Annotated in this window: 16 protein-coding genes; 10 read left to right on the plus strand and 6 right to left on the minus strand. The window is 69.6% G+C overall.

Features of this window, described 5'->3' with window-relative positions:
- The first annotated feature begins 56 nt into the window (after positions 1-56).
- Together ACLM5J_RS06125 and ACLM5J_RS06130 are read left to right on the plus strand one after the other, a co-directional pair.
- A complete protein-coding gene (locus tag ACLM5J_RS06125) occupies positions 57-1,469 on the plus strand; it encodes a sigma 54-interacting transcriptional regulator (protein WP_413655182.1) in 1,413 nt (470 codons plus the stop codon).
- Positions 1,466-3,541, plus strand: coding sequence for a vWA domain-containing protein (locus tag ACLM5J_RS06130; RefSeq protein ID WP_413655183.1), 2,076 nt, complete (start codon positions 1,466-1,468; stop codon positions 3,539-3,541). Before ACLM5J_RS06125 ends, ACLM5J_RS06130 begins: the two co-directional genes overlap by 4 nt.
- 4 nt (positions 3,542-3,545) lie before the next feature.
- Here ACLM5J_RS06130 and ACLM5J_RS06135 read toward each other — a convergent pair whose 3' ends face one another.
- The gene (locus ACLM5J_RS06135; RefSeq protein WP_413655184.1) at positions 3,546-4,148 is read right to left on the minus strand and encodes a LysE/ArgO family amino acid transporter; all 603 of its coding nucleotides are present in this window, start codon (positions 4,146-4,148) and stop codon (positions 3,546-3,548) included.
- Positions 4,149-4,228: 80 nt separating this feature from the next.
- Between ACLM5J_RS06135 and ACLM5J_RS06140 the strand changes: the two genes are divergently transcribed.
- On the plus strand, positions 4,229-5,137 hold the full coding sequence (locus ACLM5J_RS06140) for an ArgP/LysG family DNA-binding transcriptional regulator (protein ID WP_413655185.1): 909 nt from the start codon (positions 4,229-4,231) through the stop codon (positions 5,135-5,137).
- Here ACLM5J_RS06140 and ACLM5J_RS06145 read toward each other — a convergent pair.
- Positions 5,098-7,065 carry an ArnT family glycosyltransferase gene (locus tag ACLM5J_RS06145; RefSeq protein WP_413655186.1) on the minus strand — a complete coding sequence of 656 codons (1,968 nt, stop codon included), beginning with the start codon at positions 7,063-7,065 and terminating at the stop codon, positions 5,098-5,100. The two genes, ACLM5J_RS06140 and ACLM5J_RS06145, sit on opposite strands and share 40 nt — an antisense overlap.
- 116 nt (positions 7,066-7,181) lie before the next feature.
- Between ACLM5J_RS06145 and ACLM5J_RS06150 the strand changes: the two genes are divergently transcribed.
- Entirely contained in the window at positions 7,182-7,637 is a 456-nt protein-coding gene (locus tag ACLM5J_RS06150; RefSeq protein ID WP_413655187.1) for a hypothetical protein, read from the plus strand.
- A 42-nt stretch (positions 7,638-7,679) separates the two neighbouring features.
- Here the strand turns inward: ACLM5J_RS06150 and ACLM5J_RS06155 are convergent, their stop codons facing one another.
- Positions 7,680-8,060, minus strand: coding sequence for a hypothetical protein (locus ACLM5J_RS06155; RefSeq protein WP_413655188.1), 381 nt, complete (start codon positions 8,058-8,060; stop codon positions 7,680-7,682).
- A 38-nt stretch (positions 8,061-8,098) separates the two neighbouring features.
- On the minus strand, positions 8,099-8,737 hold the full coding sequence (msrA, locus tag ACLM5J_RS06160; protein ID WP_413655189.1) for a peptide-methionine (S)-S-oxide reductase MsrA: 639 nt from the start codon (positions 8,735-8,737) through the stop codon (positions 8,099-8,101).
- A 135-nt stretch (positions 8,738-8,872) separates the two neighbouring features.
- On the opposite strand from msrA, the gene ACLM5J_RS06165 reads away from it, so the two are divergent.
- Genes ACLM5J_RS06165 through ilvA form a run of 4 tightly spaced genes read left to right on the plus strand, consistent with a single transcriptional unit; the run spans position 8,873 to position 14,062 of the window.
- Positions 8,873-10,036 carry a cystathionine gamma-synthase gene (locus ACLM5J_RS06165; RefSeq protein WP_413655190.1) on the plus strand — a complete coding sequence of 388 codons (1,164 nt, stop codon included), beginning with the start codon at positions 8,873-8,875 and terminating at the stop codon, positions 10,034-10,036.
- The gene (locus ACLM5J_RS06170) at positions 10,033-11,472 is read left to right on the plus strand and encodes a glutamate mutase L (protein WP_413655191.1); all 1,440 of its coding nucleotides are present in this window, start codon (positions 10,033-10,035) and stop codon (positions 11,470-11,472) included. The genes ACLM5J_RS06165 and ACLM5J_RS06170 overlap by 4 nt, the downstream gene beginning before the upstream one ends.
- Before the next feature lie 7 nt (positions 11,473-11,479).
- Positions 11,480-12,817 (plus strand): AI-2E family transporter, encoded by a 1,338-nt coding sequence (locus ACLM5J_RS06175; RefSeq protein ID WP_413655192.1) that lies wholly within the window; start codon positions 11,480-11,482, stop codon positions 12,815-12,817.
- Between the two features lie 12 nt (positions 12,818-12,829).
- Positions 12,830-14,062 (plus strand): threonine ammonia-lyase, encoded by a 1,233-nt coding sequence (gene ilvA / locus ACLM5J_RS06180; RefSeq protein ID WP_413655193.1) that lies wholly within the window; start codon positions 12,830-12,832, stop codon positions 14,060-14,062.
- Between the two features lie 224 nt (positions 14,063-14,286).
- Here the strand turns inward: ilvA and greA are convergent, their stop codons facing one another.
- Positions 14,287-14,781 (minus strand): transcription elongation factor GreA, encoded by a 495-nt coding sequence (gene greA / locus ACLM5J_RS06185; protein WP_413655194.1) that lies wholly within the window; start codon positions 14,779-14,781, stop codon positions 14,287-14,289.
- Between the two features lie 209 nt (positions 14,782-14,990).
- Positions 14,991-15,383, minus strand: a complete 393-nt coding sequence (locus ACLM5J_RS06190; RefSeq protein ID WP_413655195.1) for a DUF4307 domain-containing protein — start codon at positions 15,381-15,383, stop codon at positions 14,991-14,993.
- 75 nt (positions 15,384-15,458) lie between these two features.
- On the opposite strand from ACLM5J_RS06190, the gene mca reads away from it, so the two are divergent.
- Together mca and ACLM5J_RS06200 are read left to right on the plus strand one after the other, a co-directional pair.
- A complete protein-coding gene (gene mca, locus ACLM5J_RS06195) occupies positions 15,459-16,358 on the plus strand; it encodes a mycothiol conjugate amidase Mca (RefSeq protein ID WP_413655196.1) in 900 nt (299 codons plus the stop codon).
- The gene (locus ACLM5J_RS06200) at positions 16,355-16,591 is read left to right on the plus strand and encodes a hypothetical protein (RefSeq protein ID WP_413655197.1); all 237 of its coding nucleotides are present in this window, start codon (positions 16,355-16,357) and stop codon (positions 16,589-16,591) included. The genes mca and ACLM5J_RS06200 overlap by 4 nt, the downstream gene beginning before the upstream one ends.
- Positions 16,592-16,643 lie beyond the last annotated feature (52 nt).

A 16,643-nucleotide genomic window follows, 5' to 3' on the forward strand; every position in this document is an offset into this window, starting at 1 on the left:
CGTTCACCGGCTGAGAGGGCCGTGCGGATCAGGCGGGGCCGGGTAGCGTTGGCCAGGTGACGATCAGCGAACGCCCCGCCTCGACGACGGTCGGCGCACTGCGCGCCTCCGGCCACCAGTTCCGAACCCTGCGTCAGGAGTTGCGTGGCAACCTCCTCGCCGCGCTCGCCGAGGGCCGCGATCCGTGGCCCGGCCTGCACGGGTTGGAGACCACGGTGATCCCGCAGTTGGAGCGCGCGCTGATCGCCGGTCACGATGTCGTGCTGCTGGGTGAACGGGGCCAGGGCAAGACCCGGTTGCTGCGCACCATGGTCGGGCTGCTCGACGAGTGGACGCCGGTGATCGGTGGTTCCGAGCTCGGCGAGCACCCGTACGAGCCGGTCACGCCGACGTCGATCCGGCGTGCGGACGAGCTCGGCGACCAGTTGCCGGTCGAGTGGCGCCACCGCAGCGAGCGGTACAGCGAGAAGCTGGCCACCCCCGACACCTCGGTCGCGGATCTGATCGGCGACGTCGACCCGATGAAGGTGGCCGAGGGCCGCTCGCTGGGCGACCTGGAGACGATCCACTTCGGCCTGATCCCGCGCAGCCACCGCGGCATCGTGGCGATCAACGAGCTGCCCGACCTGGCCGAGCGGATCCAGGTCGCGATGCTGAACGTGATGGAGGAGCGCGACATCCAGATCCGCGGCTACGTGCTACGGGTCGAGCTCGACGTCCTGGTGGTCGCCTCGGCCAACCCTGAGGACTACACCAACCGTGGCCGGATCATCACCCCGCTCAAGGACCGCTTCGGTGCCGAGATCCGGACCCACTACCCGCTCGAGCTCGACGCCGAGATGGCGGTCATCGTCCAGGAGGCCGACCTGACCGCGCAGGTCCCCGACTTCCTGATCGAGGTGCTGGCCCGATTCACCCGTGCGCTGCGCGAGTCGCAGTCGGTGGACCAGCGCTCCGGCGTCTCCGCACGGTTCTCGATCGCCGGCGCCGAGACGATCGCCGCGGCCGCGCTGCACCGGGCCACCGTGCTCGGTGAAGCCGACGCCGTCGCCCGAGTGGTCGACCTGCAGACCGCGGTCGACGTGCTGGCCGGGAAGATCGAGTTCGAGAACGGCGAAGAGGGCCGCGAGCTGGAGATCCTGGAGCACCTGCTCCGGGTCGCCACCGCCGAGACCTGTCGGCAGCGGCTCCGCGGGCTCGACTTCGGACCGCTGGTGGACGCGCTCAGCGACGGCGCCACCGTCACCACCGGCGAACAGGTCAGCGTCAGCGACCTGCTGGCAGCTCTGCCCGCGCTGCCGCCGTCCGGTGCGGGTGAGTCCGACATCTACGACCAGGTCGCGGCCAAGGTCGGCGCGACCAGCGACGCGGAACGGGCCAGCGCGATCGAGTTGGCGTTGGAGGGTCTCTTCCTGGCCCGCAAGATCTCCAAGGAGACCGGCGACTCCGGAGAGACCGTCTACTCATGACCGGGCGGTCCGACCGACACCGTTCTCGCTACGGCAGGTACCGCGGCGGGCCGGACCCCCTTGCCCCGCCGGTCGATCTCGGCGAGGCGCTGGACGCCATCGGCGAGGAGGTGATGGCGGGCTACAGCCCCGAACGAGCGATGCGGGAGTTCCTGCGGCGCGGCGGCACCGACCAACAGGGCTTGGAGGATCTCGCCCGCCGGGTCTTCGCCAAGCGGCAGGAGCTGTTGAAGCGGCACAACCTCGACGGGACGCTCAACGAGGTCCGTGAGTTGTTGGACCGTGCGGTCCTGGAGGAACGCAAGCAGCTCGCCCGCGACGTCGACCTCGACGACGACGAGCGCGCGCTCTCCGAGATGCAGCTGCAGAACCTGTCGCCCTCGACCGCGGCGGCGGTGAGTGAGCTGTCGGGTTACCGGTGGAAGTCGCGTCAGGCGCGCGAGGACTACGAGAAGATCAAGGATCTGCTCGGCCGCGAGCTGCTCGACCAGCGGTTCGCCGGGATGAAGCAGGCGATGGAGGGCGCGACCGACGAGGATCGTCAGGCCATCAACGAGATGCTCGGCGACCTCAACGACCTGCTGGAGAAGCGGAACGCCGGCGAGGACACCCCCGAGGACTTCGACGAGTTCATGGCCAAGCACGGGGCCTTCTTCCCGGAGAACCCGCGCAACCTCGACGAACTGCTGGACACCTTGGCGCAGCGCTCGGCCGCCGCTCAGCGGATGCTGAACTCGATGACGCCGGAGCAGCGCGCCGAGCTGATGCAGCTCTCCGCGCAGGCGTTCGGCTCGCCGGAGCTCTCGGCCCAGCTGGACCGGCTGGACGGCAACCTGCAGTCGGCCCGCCCCGACCTCGACTGGGGCGGCTCGGCCGACTTCTCCGGCGAGGAGGGGCTCGGCCTCGGCGACGGTACCGGGGCGTTGCAGGACCTCGCCGAACTCGACGAACTGGCCGAGCAGTTGCAGCAGTCCTACGCCGGTGCGCGGATGGACGACGTCGACTTCGACGCCCTGGCCCGCCAGCTCGGCGACGACGCCGCCGTCTCGGCGCGCCAGCTCGCGGAGTTGGAGAAGTCGCTGCGTTCGAACGGATATCTCAAGCGTGGCTCGGACGGCCAGTTCCGGCTCTCGCCGAAGGCGATGCGTCAGCTGGGCAAGTCGTTGCTCCGCGACGTGGCGGAGCGGATCTCGGGACGTCAGGGTGCCCGCGACGTGCAGCGATCGGGCGCAGCCGGGGAGTTCAGCGGCTCGACCCGGCCCTGGGAGTTCGGTGACACGGCACCGTGGGATGTCACCCGGAGCGTGTTGAACGCCGTGGTCCGTTCCTCCGGTGAGGGCGGACCGGTGATGCCGGTACGGCTGACCATCGACGACGTCGAGGTGGTCGACACCGAGGCGCGCACCCAGGCTGCGGTGGCGTTGCTGGTCGACACCTCCTTCTCGATGGCGCTCGACGGCCGTTGGGTTCCTATGAAGAAGACCGCGTTGGCGTTGCACCAGCTGGTCCGCTCGCGGTTCCGTGGCGATGCGCTGGAGTTGATCGGTTTCGGTCGCTACGCCGAGGTGATGGACGTGGAGCAGCTCACCGCGCTGGACGCGATGTGGGCCAAAGGCACCAACCTCCATCACGGGCTGTTGCTGGCAAACCGGCACTTCCGGAAACACCCCAACGCCCAACCTGTCCTGCTGATCGTGACCGATGGTGAACCGACCGCCCACCTCGGCGCCGATGGGGAGGCCTGGTTCTCCTACCCGCCACACCCGCTGACCTTGGCGAACACCGTGCAGGAGTTGGAGAACGCCCGCCGGCTCGGCGCGCAGACCACCATCTTCCGGCTCGGCGACGACCCGGGGTTGGCCCGGTTCGTCGACTCGTTGGCCCGCAAGGTCGACGGTTCGGTGGTGGCGCCGGAGCTCGACGACCTCGGTGTCGCCGTCGTCGACTCCTACCTCGGCTCCCGCGACGCCAAGCGTGGCACCGGCGGTGGTAACCGCGGCACGACCGGCGACGCACCGCAGGCCCGTCGCTCCGGCGGTTGGTGGGGCGAGCGCGGCTCCTGGGTCGAGTAGCCCGTCAGCCGCGGGCGATCGAGAACGCCAGCACCAGCATGGTGACCCCGATCGCGACGTCGAGGATCTGCCAGGCGCGCGGCCGCGCCAGGACCGGTGCCAGGAAGCGCGCGCCGTAGCCGAGCAGGCTGAACCAGGCGATGCTCCCAGCCGCTGCGCCCAGGGCGAACCACCAGCGATCGTCACCGTGGGTGGAGGCGATCGAGCCGAGCAGGACCACGGTGTCCAGATAGACATGCGGGTTGAGCCAGGTCAGCGCCAGCGCGGTCACGACCGCCTGCCAGCGGACGACGGTGGCCCCGCCCGGCTCCGCGTGCAAGGAGTCGGCTCGGTAGGCGCGCCGGAGGGAGAAGAGGCCGTAGCCGATCAGGAACGCCACGCCCAGCCATCGGGTCGTCTCCACCAGCCATTCGGCACGCTCGATCAGGACGCCCACTCCTGCCACGCCGGCTGCGATCAGGACGACGTCGGAGATCGCGCAGACGGCGACCACCGGACCGACCTGGGAGCGGGTGATCCCTTGGCGCAGGACGTAGGCGTTCTGGGCGCCGATCGCGACGATCAGGGCGAGCCCGGTGAGCACCCCGGTGGTGACGGCTTCCAGCACGAGTCCGAGGCTAAGTGCCGATGGTGCTGCACACCAGCGAAGGTTCCTTCAGGAACATAAGCAATGCTTAACTGGAACCTATGCGGTTCGATCTGGCTCAGCTGGAGACCTTGCTCGCGATCTGCGAAGAGGGCACCTTCGACGCCGCTGCCCGGCGGCTGCACCTGACGCCGAGTGCCGTGAGCCAGCGGATCAGGGCGTTGGAGCAGCAGACCGGCCGGGTCCTGGTGAACCGGTCCACCCCGGCCCGAGCCACCTCAGCCGGGGAACCGCTGCTCTCACTCGCCCGGCAACAGCGACTGCTGGCCGCCGAAGCGGCCCGGCTGCTTGGCGACGAGGCCGTCGTGGATCTGCCGGTCGCCGTCAACGCGGACTCGCTGGCCACCTGGTTCCGGCCGGTGTTGGCAGCGGTCGCGGCACGGGGTACTGCCGCGCTGCGGCTGCAGTTGAGCGATCAGGCGCATACCCAGGATCTGCTGCGTGGGGGCGAGGTGCTCGCCGCGGTCACCGACGATCCGCGGCCGGTCCAGGGCTGCGAGGTGGCCGCCCTGGGCACGATCCGCTATCGCCCGGCGGCGACGCCGGAGCTGCTGGATCGGTTCGCCCGCGGCCGATCCGTCGACTGGGCACGGATCCCGCTGGTCGTCTTCAACGAGCAGGATCGGCTCCAAGACGTCGTCCTGGACAGGCACGGCGTGCCCCGGCCACCGACGGTGCACCGGGTGCCGAGCAGCGCTGACTTCCTGGAGGCGGTGAAGAGCGGACTGGGCTGGGGAGTGCTACCCGAGGCGCAACTCGAACCGGAGCTTGCGTCGGGGCGTCTGGCCCCGCTCCCGGGCGGCCGGCACCTCGACGTCACGCTTCACTGGCAGCGGTGGCGGTTCGCCAGCCCGACCCTCGCCGAACTCACCCACGACGTCCGAGTCGCCGCCCAGGCTCTGCGGAGACCTCAGCGGGCCACCGGCAACGGAGCCAGGCTCAGGTCGTAGAGCAGCACACCGTCCACCTGGAAGGGTCGGTAGCGTGCGGCCACCCAGGCGGTGATCTCCCGTGCTGCTTGGGATCCGCCGGTCTGTGGCCCCAGTACGCCACCGCCGATGAACCAGCCGATCTCGCCGCGGAGCACCCGCAGCTGGAAGGTGGCGAGGTCGGGGTTCGGATCGGTGCCGTTGAAACCGCCGATCGCGATCACCGGGCGACCGGTGGCGAGCTGGAAGCCGGCGGCAGCGTTCGCTCCGACGGTGGCCGCGAGCCAGGGTTGGTCACGGTGGCCGTTCTGCAGTACGTGGACCAACCGCGGCGACGGCGTGCTCACGTGGAGCAGACTGCCCGCCGGGCCGTAGGTCGATCGGTAGAGGTCGAGGCCGAGTTCCTCGGCGAGCTGGTCGAGTTCGGCGCTGCGCTCGTGCCGCGAAGGGTTCCGGGCGGGGCGGTCCGTACCCAGTGGCGGAGCCCCGAGGGCAGCCTCGGCGAGACGTTCGTCGGCATGGGGCAGGTCGCTGCCGCGGCCGCCGGGGCCGGCGGTGATCACCGCGCCCTGGTGCGGGAGCGCCGCCGTGGCGACGGAGAAGGCGGCCGGACCGGTCAACCCGACCGTCAGACAGAGCGCCAACGCCCAACGAGCCGTGCGTCGGCTCTGGTGGCGGAGCAGCACCAGCGCCGCGGCCACGGCGATCGCCAGCACGGCCCAGCGCAGCCAGGGCACAAAGTCGGGGCTGCGGTCCAAGAGCACGAAGGACCAGCCACCCGTGGTCGCCACCAGAAGGACGGTCAGCGCCCGCCACCCGGGTTCGGCCCGGACCAGCCAGAGCTCGCGACCACCGAGCGCGATCACCACAGCGAGCGCCGGGGCGAGCGCCACCGCGTAGTAGGAGTGGTAGATCCCGCGCATCAGGCTGAAGACGATCAGGGTGACCAGCAACCAGGTGCCGAAGAGCACGAGGGCGGCCTGCAGCGACGTCCGGCGCTGGCGGCTACGGACCAGGACCAGGCCGGCCACCAGCAACACCAGTGCGGTCGGCAGCAGCCAGCCGGCCTGGCCGCCGTTGCTGGGGGAGAGCAGGCGGAGCAAGGAGGTCTGGCCCCAGTGTCCCGATCCGATCGACCCCTCCTCGTTGCCGTTGAGGCGGCCCAGCCCGTTGTACCCGATCGTCAATCCCCACACGGAGTTGTCCTGCGATCCGCCGATCCAGGGGCGGCTATCGGCTGGCCAGAGCGCGACCGTCGCCACCCACCATCCGGCCGCCAGGACGGTGGCCGTGACGGCACCGGCCAGGTGCCACAGACGGCGGGAGAGCGGCAACGCCGCGAAGAGCAGGTAGGTGAGTACCAGGGCGGGCGCGATCACGAAGGCCTGCAACATCTTCGCCAGGTAGGCGAGCCCGAGGAGGGCACCCCCGAGGGCGAGCCAGCGCCCGGCTGAGCGCGGATCGAGGGCGCTGGCCTCGACCGCGCGCAGGGTCGCCGCGCTCGCCGCGACCAGGAGCAGCACCAGCAGTGCATCGGGGTTGTTGTAGCGGAACATCAAGGCAGCAACGGGTGTCAGCGCCATGATCGCGCCGGCCAACAGACCGAGTTGGTGCGACCCGCTGGACCGCCGGACGATCCGCAGCATCAGGTAGACGGTGGCGACGCCGAAGACCGCCTGCGGCACCAGCACCGACCAACTCGAGAGTCCGAAGAGCCGGACCGAGAGTGCCATCGGCCAGAGTGCGAGGGGCGTCTTGTCGACCGTGATCGCGTTGCCGGCGTCCAGGCTGCCGAAGAAGAACGCTTTCCACGACGCCGCCCCGGCCTGCGCTGCTGCCGAGTAGTAGGCGTTGGCCCATCCGGATTCGTCGAGTCCCCAGAGATAGAGCAGCGCGGTCGCGCCCAGCAGTACGGCGGTCGTCCCGCGTCGCCACGCAATGGTCCCCATGGTGCAACACCGTGCCGGGGCGGGCGGTCCGGGTTGCGGCGCGGCGATGTGGCGGCGATGAACGCCAGGCCAACTGTTCCGCAACCGTGCGCCACGATCCGGTCTAAGCTCCCGACATGCGTAATCGGACCTTGGAACGTCGCCTCGGAACCCGTCTCGGCCCGCCCGCCTCGGGTGACTACCGCTGGGACGGCGAGGTCTGGCGGCGTTGGGACGGACGCCGATGGGCGATCGCGTTGTACGCACTACGTCCGGCGCGGCTCAACGATCCGCGGCCGCTGACGGAGGACCCCGAACGCGACGACGAGGTCCGGGCCTGGGCGCTGGAGCGCGCGATCCAGGACCAGATCCTGAACAACAAGGCGACCCTGCTGGTGCAGAACTCGCGGGGAGCCGTCTTGGGATTCCGGAAGCCGGTCTCGCACTTCCTGCACGCCGTGATGACCGTGGTGACCGCAGGCCTGTGGGCTGTGATCTGGGCCTACTCCGCGCTCACGCAGCGTGAGGACCGGGTGATGTTGGACGTCGACCTGTGGGGCAACGTCTGGATCCGTCGCGGCACGGAGCGCTGAGGGTCGTCCTTCGAGCCACGCCCGGCGCGCATCAGCGACCGCTCAGACAGACGTCGTCGACAGAGCCTCATCATCGGGACGTCTGCGCCATTTCCGGTGCTGCCACCAGGTCAGCAGGGCGGTGCCCACCAGACCCAGGAACGGGACCCACGCCCCGCCGTTCACCCAGTGTTCGGTGTGCACGGTGTTGGTGTCGTCCCACGCACCACCCGGGCGATAGCCGGCGCGCACCGATTCCCCGGGATCCACGGTGCCGTCGAGCTTGATGTTCTCCTTGACGATGGTGCCGTCGTCGCTGACCCAGCGTCCGGTACGGGTACAGCCTCGGTTCTTCTCGAGCCCTGATGGGCAGTCGGTCGACTCCTCGGTGAAGGTGCCCCAATGCACCGGCCGGCCCAGCTCGACGATCCCGACGATCCCCATCGCGAGAAACGCAATGCCGGCGATCCTGCGGAGCGGCCTCAGGCCGGGAAGGCGACTCCTGTGTTCGCGTGGCAGCGGTACCCGTGCGGATGCTTCGCCAGGTACTGCTGGTGCCCGTCCTCGGCGTAGAAGTACTCCGGCGCCTCGACGATCTCGGTGGTGATCGAGCCGATCTCGCGGCGGGCCAGCTCGTCGCCGTACTGCCGGGTGAGCTCGGTCGCCGTCGCCACCTGGGCGGGGGTGGTCGTGTAGATGCCGGACCGGTACTGGGTGCCGACGTCGTTGCCCTGGCGCATGCCCTGGGTGGGGTCGTGCACCTCGAAGAAGGTCTTCACCAGGTCGGCGTAGGAGATCACAGCCGGATCGAAGACGATCCGGACCGCCTCGGTGTGGCCGGTCCGACCGCTGCACACCTCCTCGTAGGAGGGGTTCGGCGTCGAGCCGCCGATGTAGCCGACCGAGGTCGACCAGACACCGGGCTTGGCCCAGTAGATCTCCTCGGCACCCCAGAAACAGCCGAGACCGAAGATGGCGACCTCCAGGCCCTCGGGCACCTCGTCGGTGACCACCGGGGCGTTGAGCACCAGGTGCCGATCAGCCAGCGTGAACCAGCGTTCGGCGCGACCCGGCAGCGCCTGGTCGGGAGTCGGGACGACGAGTGGCTTGCGGCCGAACACGGTGCCTCCAAAAGACGTGGGGTGGGTGCGTTGTCGATCCTCGCACGTGGCTACAACGCCGCCGTTCCGGCTTTGCTTCCCGGACGGGCCCGAAGGCGGGGAGCCACGACCCTTCGTGCCGAGTAGGCTCGCCTCGTGAGCACCTCTGAGCACAAGGCCAAGTCCGGGTTCGAGACGCGCGCGATCCACGCCGGTTACGACCCGGACCCCACTACGGGCGCCGTGATCCCGCCGATCTACGCCACCAGCACCTACAAGCAGGACGGCGTCGGCGGCCTGCGTGGCGGCTACGAGTACAGCCGTTCCGCCAACCCGACGCGGACCGCCCTGGAGGGCGTGCTGGCCGCGTTGGAGGAGGGGGAGCGCGGCTTCGCGTTCGCCTCGGGTCTGGCCGCCGAGGACACCCTGATCCGTGCCGTCTGCCGTCCCGGCGACCACGCCGTCATCCCGGACGACGCTTACGGCGGCACCTACCGGCTCTTCGACAAGGTCGAACGGAACTGGGGCTTGGCGCACTCACCGGCCGCCGTCTCCGATGTGGATGCCGTCCGTGCCGCGATCCGTCCCGGCGAGACCAAGTTGGTCTGGGTGGAGACGCCCACCAACCCGTTGCTGAACATCGGCGACATCGAGGCGCTGGCCGCCGTCGCCCACGAGGCGGGCGCCCTTCTGGTCGTCGACAACACCTTCGCCTCGCCCTACCTGCAGCAGCCGCTCACCCTGGGCGCGGATGTGGTGGTGCACTCCACCACGAAGTACGTCGGTGGTCACTCCGACGTCGTCGGCGGCGCACTCGTGGTCCGCGACCTCGAGTTGGCTGAGCAGGTGGCGTTCCACCAGAACTCGATCGGCGCCGTCGCCGGGCCGTTCGACTCCTTCCTCACCCACCGTGGCCTGAAGACGTTGGGTATCCGGATGGATCGGCACTGCGACAACGCAGAGAAGATCGTCGACTTCCTGACCGCGCACCCGAAGGTGAGCCAGGTGATCTATCCCGGTCTCGCCGAGCACCCCGGGCACACGGTCGCGGCCAAGCAGATGAAGCGGTTCGGCGGGATGGTCTCGTTCCGGGTCGTCGGCGGCGAGGAGCAGGCCCTCGCGGTCTGCGAGAACGCCGAGGTCTTCACCCTGGGCGAGTCGCTCGGCGGCGTGGAGTCGTTGATCGAACACCCCGGCCGGATGACCCACGCTTCGGTCGCCGGAACGGAGCTGGAGGTCCCCGCCGACCTGATCCGGATCAGCGTCGGGATCGAGACCGCCGACGACCTGATCGCTGACCTGGAGCGAGCTCTCGGGTGACGGCGCCCGTGGTCGACACAGCCGTTGGCTCCGCCGGCGTCGTGCTCTGTGTCGACTACGGCTCGACCTTCACCAAGGTCGTCCTGATCGACCTGGCGAGGTCCCGGATCGTGGCCGCCACCAGTCACCGCACAACGATCGACACCGACCTGATCGACGGGTTCGACGCCTGCCGTGCGCGGTTGGCCGAGATCGACCCGGCAGCCGCGACGGCACCCGCCTACGCGGCCTCCAGCGCCGGTGGTGGGCTCCGGATCCTGGTGGTCGGTAACGAGCGGCTGGTCACCGCCGAGGCCGGGCACCGGGTCGCCCTGGGCAGTGGTGGCAAGGTGGTCGGCGTGATCGCCGCTGCCGAAGGGTTGGCCTTCGCCGCGCAGATCGCCGAGGCCGAGCCCGACCTGATCCTTCTGGTCGGCGGCACCGACGGCGGCAACCCGGCACCGCTCGTGGCTGCCGCGGAGGAGATCGGCCGCTCCGGCTGGCACGGACCGGTCGTGGTCGCCGGCAACCTCGAGGCCCAGCCGAAGGCCGTGGCTGCCCTGGGTTCCCGCCCGGTGGTCACTGTGGCGAACGTGATGCCGCAGATCGGGGTGCTCGAGCCCGGCCCGGCCCGCGCTGCGGTCCGCGCTTGCTTCCTCGACCACGTGATCGGCGGCAAACAACTCAGCAACGACCCGCGTTTCACGGCGATGCTGCTCGGCGCGACCCCGGACGTCGTCCTGCGCGGGATGGAGCTCCTCGCTGCGGACTCTGCCGTCGCCGGCGACCTGTTGCTGGTCGACGTCGGCGGCGCGACCACCGATGTCTACAGCGTCGTCGAGGTGGACCCGGAGGATGCCGGGCTCTCCCGGGAGGTGGTGGCCACCACGCCGCTGAACCGGACCGTCGAGGCGGACCTCGGCATGCGCTGGTCGGCCGTCGAGACGGTCGCCGCCGGGATCGAGCACGGCTGGGGCACCGACGCCGACCTACCGGCTGCCGCGCTCCGGCGCGGCACACCGTCCTGGTTGCCGACGACCGCTGAGGATCAGCAACTGGAGGAGCGGCTGGCCAGCACCGCGATCCATGTTGCGGTGCGCCGTCACACCGGGGGGAGCGCGAGGAGCCGACGCGATCCGCACCGCCCCGACCAGAGTGCGACGGGTCCGCAACACGGGCCGGACCTGCGTTCCGTCGCCTGGGTGATCGGCTCCGGTGGTGTGCTCCGGACACTCGCCGCGGGGTCGGAACCGGTTGCTGGGCAGGTGATCGCGGCGGCTCTGGTGGCCCCCGCGTCGGCCCGGCTCCCGGAGCAGCCCCAGGTCGTCGTCGACCGAGAACTGTCGATCACCGCAGCCGGACTACTGCTCGACGCCTATCCGGCGACCGCGGCACGGTTGGCCCGCGGGTTGTTGGAGAGCGCCTCGTCGAGGACCTTCGACGGTGGCATAGGTTGAGCCTGTGATGAACGACGCTGACGACTCGAACACCACGAAGAGCGAGTCGTTCGCGGAGCGGCTGGCCCAACAGATCGCCCAGCAGTGGGCGGCCGGTCGGGAACGGCGTAACGAACCCGCGGTCGTTGAAGGCGGTCGCTCGAACTTCAGCCGCGCCGAGGTGCCCTGGGCCCTCGATCTGATGGCGGCCTGGGCCTGGCGTGGCCTGATCATCGGGGGCGCACTCTTCGCGTTGCTCTGGTTGCTCGCCTACTTCGCGGTGGTCACCTTGCCGTTGGTGGTCGCGATGCTGATCTCGGCTCTCGCCTCACCGCTCGTGCGGTGGCTCAGCGCCACCGGCCTGCCGCGGGCGTTGAGCGCGCTGGTGGTGCTGGTCGCCGGGATCGCCGCGGTCGCCGCGCTGCTCACCTTCGTGGGCCGCGAGATCATCGCCGGCTCCTACGATCTCGCCGACGAGGTGGTCGACGGGCTCGACAAGATCCGAACCTGGTTGAAGGACGGGCCGCTCAAAGCCAGCGACACCCAGATCGACGAATGGTTGACCAAGGCGCAGGCGGAGATCACCGCCCGCTCCCAGGACCCCCAGGTGCTCAGCCACGTCACCGAGCTCGGCACCGCGTTGACGCACCTGCTGGCCGGCTTCTTCATCGTCGTCTTCGCCACCTACTTCTTCCTCGCCGAGGGCGATCGGATCTGGGCCTGGGCGGTCCGCCTCTTCCCGCGTGCGGCCCGTGAGCGGGTCGACTCCTCGGGCCGGATCGCCTGGACCTCCCTGGTCCAGTTCGTCCGGGCCACTGTGGTGGTGGCGTTGGTCGATGCGGCCGGGATCATGATCGTCGCCGCTGTCCTCGACGTGCCGTTCGTCTTCCCGATCGGTGTCCTGGTCTTCCTCGGCGCGTTCGTGCCGATGATCGGGGCCACCCTGGCCGGATCGGTCGCGGTCCTGGTCGCGTTGGTGGCCCAAGGCCCGTGGGTCGCGCTCTTGATGTTGCTCGGCGTGATCCTCGTGCAGCAGATCGAAGGCCATGTCCTGCAGCCGTTCCTGATGGGTCGGTTCGTCTCGGTCCACCCGTTGGCGGTGATCGTCGCGATCGCCTGTGGCGTGATCGTCGCCGGTGTGGCTGGTGCCTTGGTCGCGGTGCCGCTGGCCGCGGTGCTGAACGCCGTCGTCCAGCACCTGGCCGCCTTCACCCCGATCGGCGACGATGATCCTGAGGCGAGGTTGGCCCAGGACGAAGAGCTGGCCGAGCATCCGGAACGCGAAGCGGCGACCCGCGGGGCCGAGGAAGCAGTCGACGACGCCATCGTGGCCACCGCCACCGGCGACGACGAGGATCAGCACTGACGAAGGAGTGAGATGAGCCGACACGAGGTCGACCGCGATCCGGTCGATGTGGGGCTTGGCGAGATCGAGGCGGCGCGGGACCTGTTGCAGGGAGTGGCGATCCGCACCCCGATGGAGGAGTCCCGGTGGCTGACCGGAGTGACCGGTGCGCCCGCCTATCTGAAGTGCGAGAACCTACAGCGCACCGGATCGTTCAAGGTCCGCGGTGCCTACACCCGGATCGCCGGACTGAGCGCGGAGGAACGGGCCCGCGGGGTGGTCGCCGCGTCAGCCGGCAACCACGCCCAGGGGGTCGCTCTGGCCGCCAAACTGCTCGGGATCAAGGCCACCGTCTTCATGCCCGAGGGCGCACCGATCCCGAAGGAGAAGGCGACCCGTGGCTACGGTGCCGACGTCGTCTTCCACGGCCGCTACGTGGACCAGGCCCTGGTCGCGGCGCGTGAATACGCCGCCGAGACCGGTGCGGTGCTGATCCATCCGTTCGACCACGCCGACATCGTTGCCGGGCAGGGAACGCTGGGCCTGGAGATCTTGGAACAGACACCGGAGGTGCGCACCGTCCTGGTGCCGACCGGTGGGGGAGGGCTGTTGGCCGGAGTCGCGATCGCGATCAAGGCGCTGCGCCCCGACGTCGATGTGGTCGGTGTGCAGGCGGCCGGCGCCGCGGCGTATCCGGCCTCCCTGTCCGGTGGTGCGCCGATCAGCCTGGAGACGATGCAGACGATGGCCGACGGGATCGCCGTCGGCCGCCCCGGCGACGTCCCGTTCCGGGCGGTCGCGCGCCACGTCGATCGCGTGGTCACGGTCAGCGAGGAGTCGACGTCGCGAGCGCTGCTGTCGCTGATGGAGCGGGCCAAGATGGTCGTGGAACCGGCCGGTGCGGTCGCCGTCGCGGCGCTGCTGGAGCACCGGGGCAGCTTCTCCGGACCGGTGGTCGCGGTGCTGTCCGGCGGCAACATCGACCCACTGCTGCTCGGCAAGGTGATCCGGCACGGGATGGCCGCCGCCGGACGCTACCTGGCGCTACGGGTCAGCATCCCGGACGTGCCCGGCGGGCTGGCCCGGCTGATGGCGGAGCTGGCCGCCGAACAGGCGAACGTGTTGGAGGTCGTCCATGAACGGACCTCGCCGACGTTGACCCTCGACGAGGTAGAGGTGCACGTGCAGTTGGAGACCCGGAGCGAGGAACACGCCCGGACCGTGCTGGCGCACCTGCGTGGTCGCGGATACCGCGTCTTCGAGTGAACCCGCCCCCTGGCCGAGCCAACCCGTTGGTCGAGCCAGCCCGTTGGTCGAGCCAGCCCGTTGGTCGAGCTTGTCGAGACCTGTGGGGCGATCTCGGCAAGCTCGATCTCCGGAGGGTCGGCCTGTGGGGCGATCTCGACAAGCTCGATCTCCGGAGAACGGAAAGGGCCGCCCGGCATCATTGCCGGGCGGCCCTTGGCGTCTGAATGTTCAGATGAGGTTCGTCAGCCGCTGAACGGCTTCGCGTCCAGGATGATCACCTCGAGGGTCTTGCCGTTCGGCGCCTGGAAGCTCACCGTCTCGCCCTTGGCGTGGCCGTGGATGGCCGCACCGAGGGGGGACTCGGGGGAGTAGACCTTCAGGTCGTCCGGAGCGATCTCCCGGGCGCCCAGCAGGAAGCTCTCGGCCTCGTCGTCATCGTCGCCGACGAACTTGTAGGTGACGACCATGCCGGGCTCGACGATGCCGTCGTCGGGAGGCGTCTCGCCGACCTCGGCGCGGCGCAGCATGTCTTCGAGCTGCCGGATCCGGCCCTCGATCTTGCCCTGCTCCTCGCGCGCGGCGTGGTAGCCGCCGTTCTCCTTGAGGTCACCCTCGTCGCGCGCATCGGCGATCTTCTCGATGACCTCTTGCCGACCCGGGCCCTTGAGGTGCTCGAGCTCTGAGTTGAGCTTGTCGAAAGCCTCCTGGGTAAGCCAGATGGTCTTCTGCTCGGTCATGGACTACTCCTGCTTGCCGTGCGGGTACCGCCATTGGTCCCACGTGGTCTGGTGTCAGCCTCGGCCGGTTCAGGCAATACGGAACCGCATAGGGGGCACGCGTGCCGACCTTCTACGGCAGTACGGCAGGGCCTGCACGAGGTGTGAAGTTGCGATGCTAGCAAACGGGCATCAACGCGGGCACTTATTCGGCGTGCCGACCGGGGCGCTCACTGGGCCCGGGATTGGCCCTTACTGGTGCAACCGATCCAGTCGACGCTGACCGCGAGCCGCTCGGTGGTGAGCACCTCCTGGTTCAAACCGTCCTTGGGGGTGAACCGGAGTTCGCCGACCACCGACTTGTCCTCGGCCAGGGCCCGGGCCCGGCAGTGGACGTCCTCGGCGCCGTCGTCGAGCGAGACCAGGACCCGCACCGTGGCGGTGTGTTCGTCCTCGATCTTGAAGCCCTGTAGCTGGGACTTCGCGCCGGCCGAGCTGTTGAACCAGGCGGCCCAGCCGAGCCAGACCAGGAAGACGATGGAGATGACGACGGTGACGGCGATCAACACCACCCGGCGTCCGCCGCGGTTGGTGCCGTACCGATCTGCCAAGTCAACGCTCACAGCTCGGGATTCTCCCATGCGCGCTCCCTGATCGCCGACTCGGGACGTCTGCACCTCCACGCCTAGAATCAAGCCATGTCTTCTTCGCCGCGCGCCGGTCTTCGGCTTATGCATGTGCACGCCCACCCCGACGACGAGTCGAGCAAGGGTGCAGCGACCACGGCCAAGTACGTTGCCGAGGGCGTGGACGTGCACGTGGTCACCTGTACCGGCGGGGAACGCGGGTCGGTGTTGAACCCGCAGATGGACCGCCCCGAGGTGTGGGAGAACATCGCCGAGGTCCGCCGCGCCGAGATGGACGCCGCACGTGACATCCTCGGCGTCACCCAGGACTGGCTCGGCTTCGTCGACTCCGGGTGGCCCGACGGCGACCCGAAGCCGCCGCTGCCCGAGGGCTGCTTCGGACTGGTCTCCGCGGAGGAGGGCGCGCGCCCGCTCATCCGCCTGATCCGCGAGTTCCGGCCGCACGTGATGACCACCTACGACGAGAACGGCGGCTACCCGCACCCCGACCACATCCAGTGCCACGTGGTCTCGATGTTCGCCTTCGAGAAGGCCGCCGACCCCGAGTACGCACCGGAGCTGGGTGAGCCCTGGCAGGTGCTCAAGATCTACTACCACCACGGCTTCAACCGGCCTCGCACCGTCGCGATCGTCGAAGCGATGCGGGCCGCCGGCCTCGAGTCGCCCTGGGAGGAGCGGTTGGCGAAGTGGAAGGAGGACCCCGCCCACGACGCCCGGATCACCACTCGGGTGCCCTGTGGCGAGTACTTCCCGGTCCGCGATCAGGCCCTGCTGGCGCACGCCACCCAGATCGACCCCGACGGCCACTGGTTCGCGGTGCCGCTCGACATCCAACAGAAGGTCTGGCCGACGGAGGACTACGAGCTCGTGGTGAGCCACGTCCCCAGCTCCACCCCCGAGGACGACCTGTTCGCAGGTATCGCGGTACCGGCTGAGAGGATGGAGTCATGACGTCGCTGTTTGCTCTGGTCATCTCCGCCGATTCGCCGCCGGAGGCGAAGGATGTGGTCGCCGGTTGGACGGCGCTGTGGATCTTCGTCGGTCTCGCGGTGGCGGTCGCCCTGCTCTGCTGGAGCATGGTGCGGCAGCTGAAGAAAGCCGAGCGGGCGAAGGCCGCTGGTGTCTATGGCGATCCGGTCGACGCCAAGCCCGGTGACGACAAGGGCGACTCCACCACTCCCTGACGGCCCGGACCCGGTGGCCGGATCGCAGGTGGCCCTGGGGCCGTGTGATCGG

The sequence above is a fragment of the Nocardioides sp. Bht2 genome, from assembly GCF_047308515.1.
Lineage (GTDB): Bacteria > Actinomycetota > Actinomycetes > Propionibacteriales > Nocardioidaceae > Nocardioides.